3 protein-coding genes are annotated in these 2479 nt (G+C 67.9%); 2 read left to right on the top strand and 1 reads right to left on the bottom strand.

Going from position 1 to position 2479, the window contains the following annotated elements:
- A partial coding sequence (locus tag DD1DGNOD_RS14410) for an FtsX-like permease family protein (RefSeq protein WP_131770372.1) occupies positions 1–1423 on the top strand: 1423 nt, incomplete at its 5' end.
- Between the two features lie 187 nt (positions 1424–1610).
- Here DD1DGNOD_RS14410 and DD1DGNOD_RS14405 read toward each other — a convergent pair.
- Positions 1611–1898: a helix-turn-helix domain-containing protein gene (locus DD1DGNOD_RS14405; RefSeq protein WP_131770366.1), complete on the bottom strand. Its 288-nt coding sequence runs from the start codon at positions 1896–1898 to the stop codon at positions 1611–1613.
- A 55-nt stretch (positions 1899–1953) separates the two neighbouring features.
- On the opposite strand from DD1DGNOD_RS14405, the gene DD1DGNOD_RS14400 reads away from it, so the two are divergent.
- Positions 1954–2479 (top strand): M24 family metallopeptidase (locus DD1DGNOD_RS14400; protein ID WP_241255723.1); only part of this gene is annotated, 526 nt, incomplete at its 3' end.

The following is a 2479-nucleotide window of genomic DNA, read 5'->3' as shown; positions in this document are numbered from 1 at the left end:
CGGGGGTACCGTCGCCGCTTTCATTCCCGCGCGCAAGGCGGCGACGGTACCCCCGATAGCGGCGATGCGAGAAACCTTCGTCCTCCCTGCGCGTTCGTTGCGCAGCCGCGGGATCGCCGGTGGCGCTCTGGCGCTCATCGGCGCCGCGCTGCTGGTATTCGGCCTGGCAGCAGCCACGGGCAAGGGCGCAGCAGCCGTGGTCGGCGTCGGGGCGGGTCTGGCCTTCCTCGGTGTGGCCACCCTCTCGCCGCTGCTGGCAAGGCCCGTCACCAGGGCCATCGGCAGCCCGCTGCCGGCCCTGTTCGGTGCGACCGGGCGACTCGGGCGTGAGAACGCCATGCGCAACCCACGGCGCAGCGCGTCGACGGCGTCGGCACTGATGATCGGCCTTGCGCTTGTGAGCGCGTTTTCGGTACTTGGTCAGTCCATCAAGAAGTCGGTGACGGAGACGGTCAGTAACAGCCTGGGCGCGGACTTCTACCTCACCTCGACCAGTTTCGCGCAGGGCTTCAGCGCCGATGTTGCCCGTTCGCTACGGGGCAAACCCGACATCGAGCTCGTCACGGGGCTGCGGTCAGACACGGTGAAAATCAACGACAAGAAGAAATCGGTCACCGCCGGTGATCCAGCAGCGCTACCGACGTTGCTGGCTCTCAAGACCGCAGCCGGTGATCTCCGGGCACTGGGCAAGGGCTCGATCCTGATCGACGCGGACACCGCGAAGGAGCAGAAGCTGTCCGTGGGGCAGGCGGTTCCGGTCGTGTTCCCCGACGGGCCCACGCCGCTGCGTCTGGTCGGCACGTTCGACAAGAGCCAGGTGGCCGGGCAGTACCTGATCTCGCTCGACGAGTTCAACCAGCGCTTTCCCACCAACACCCTGGACTTTTTCGTTCTCGTCAAGACGGAGAAGAACGCGGACCTCGCCCAGGTACGTCAGGAGATCGACGCCACGGTCAAACCCCATCCGAACGTGGAGGTCCGGGACCAGTCCGAGTTCATCAGGCAGCAGGAAAAGCAGATCGATCAACTGCTGGGCTTCGTCTACGTCCTGCTCGCGCTGGCCGTCGTCATCGCCCTGTTCGGGATCGTCAACACGCTGGCCCTGTCGGTCATCGAGCGGACGCGGGAGATCGGGCTGCTGCGCGCAGTCGGCATGAACAGACGGCAACTACGCAGGATGGTCCGGCTTGAAGCGGTTGTGATCGCGGTGTTCGGAGCGGTGCTCGGGGTCGCGGTCGGCAGCTTCCTCGGCTGGGCGTTGACCATCGCGCTGAAGGAGCAGGGCATCAACACCTTCGCCTACCCGACAGCGACGATCATCGCCGTTGTGATCGTCGGCGGTCTCCTCGGCGTCCTCGCCGCGATCTTCCCGGCACGCCGGGCCGCGAAGATGGACATCCTGCGGGCGATCGCGACCACCTGACCCCTCCCGCGTGCCCTGATCACGCATACCAACGCTCGATCAGGCCGCCGCCGAGGCCCTGGACACCGCCACCTTTCACCCGAGCCCGGGGTGACAACCCATGAGGACGTCGCCCCGGGCCGCTCAGTGACCCGAGAACCTGGGCCTCCGACGACGGGAGAAGCATGATCCCGTCGACTTTGGTCCGCTAAGCGGACAAGGTCTGCCGGTCGTGGTCGGCAGATGAGTCGCTTGTGACACAGACGACATCGACCAGGACGTCGAGAGAGACCCCGAGCGCCCCGGCCAGGGCGGCCACGGTGAAGAACGCCGGTGTCGGGATCCGCCCGGTCTCTATCTTGCGGACGGTCTCGGGGGACAGCCCGGCTGCGGCGGCGACCTCCACCATGCTGCGGCCGCCGCGGGCCTCGCGCAGCGCTGACCCGAGCCGCCGGCCGCGTTCCCGATCCATCGTCGTCAGTGCTGTCCTCACCATGACCGTGATACTAATACCGGGATAGTTATTGGGTACGCGGGAGTGAGGTGAGGGCGTGGTCGAACTCAAGACGGACGCGGCACTGGCGGCGATGCGCGAGGCGGGGCGTGTCGTCGCGCAGGCGCTTGCGGCGGTCCGTGCCACCGCGCAGGTGGGGTCGAGCCTGCTGGAGCTGGACGAAGTCGCCGCGACGGCGATTCGCGAGGCCGGCGCCCAGCCGGCGTTCCTGCACTACCTGCCGTCCTTCGCGCCGACTCCGTTCCCGGCGGTGATCTGTACGTCGATCAACGACGTGATCGTGCACGGCATCCCGGACGGCTACCGTCTGCGTGACGGTGACCTGGTCAGTATCGACTGCGGCGCGCAGCTCGACGGCTGGACCGGTGACGCCGCGGTCAGCTTCGTCGTGGGCACACCACGCCCGGCCGATCTGCGGCTCATCGCCACGGCCGAGCAGGCCCTGGCCGCAGGTATCGCCGCGGCCCGGGTCGGCGCCCGCATCGGGGACATCTCCCACGCGATCGGCTCCGTATGCCGGGCGGCGGGCCTTGGTATCCCGGACGGCTTCGGCGGGCATGGCA

This window comes from Candidatus Protofrankia californiensis, assembly GCF_900634765.1.
Taxonomy (GTDB): Bacteria; Actinomycetota; Actinomycetes; order Frankiales; family Frankiaceae; genus Protofrankia; species Protofrankia californiensis.
The sequence above is the reverse complement of the archived record's forward strand: the minus strand, read 5'-3'. Positions and strand labels throughout refer to the sequence as shown.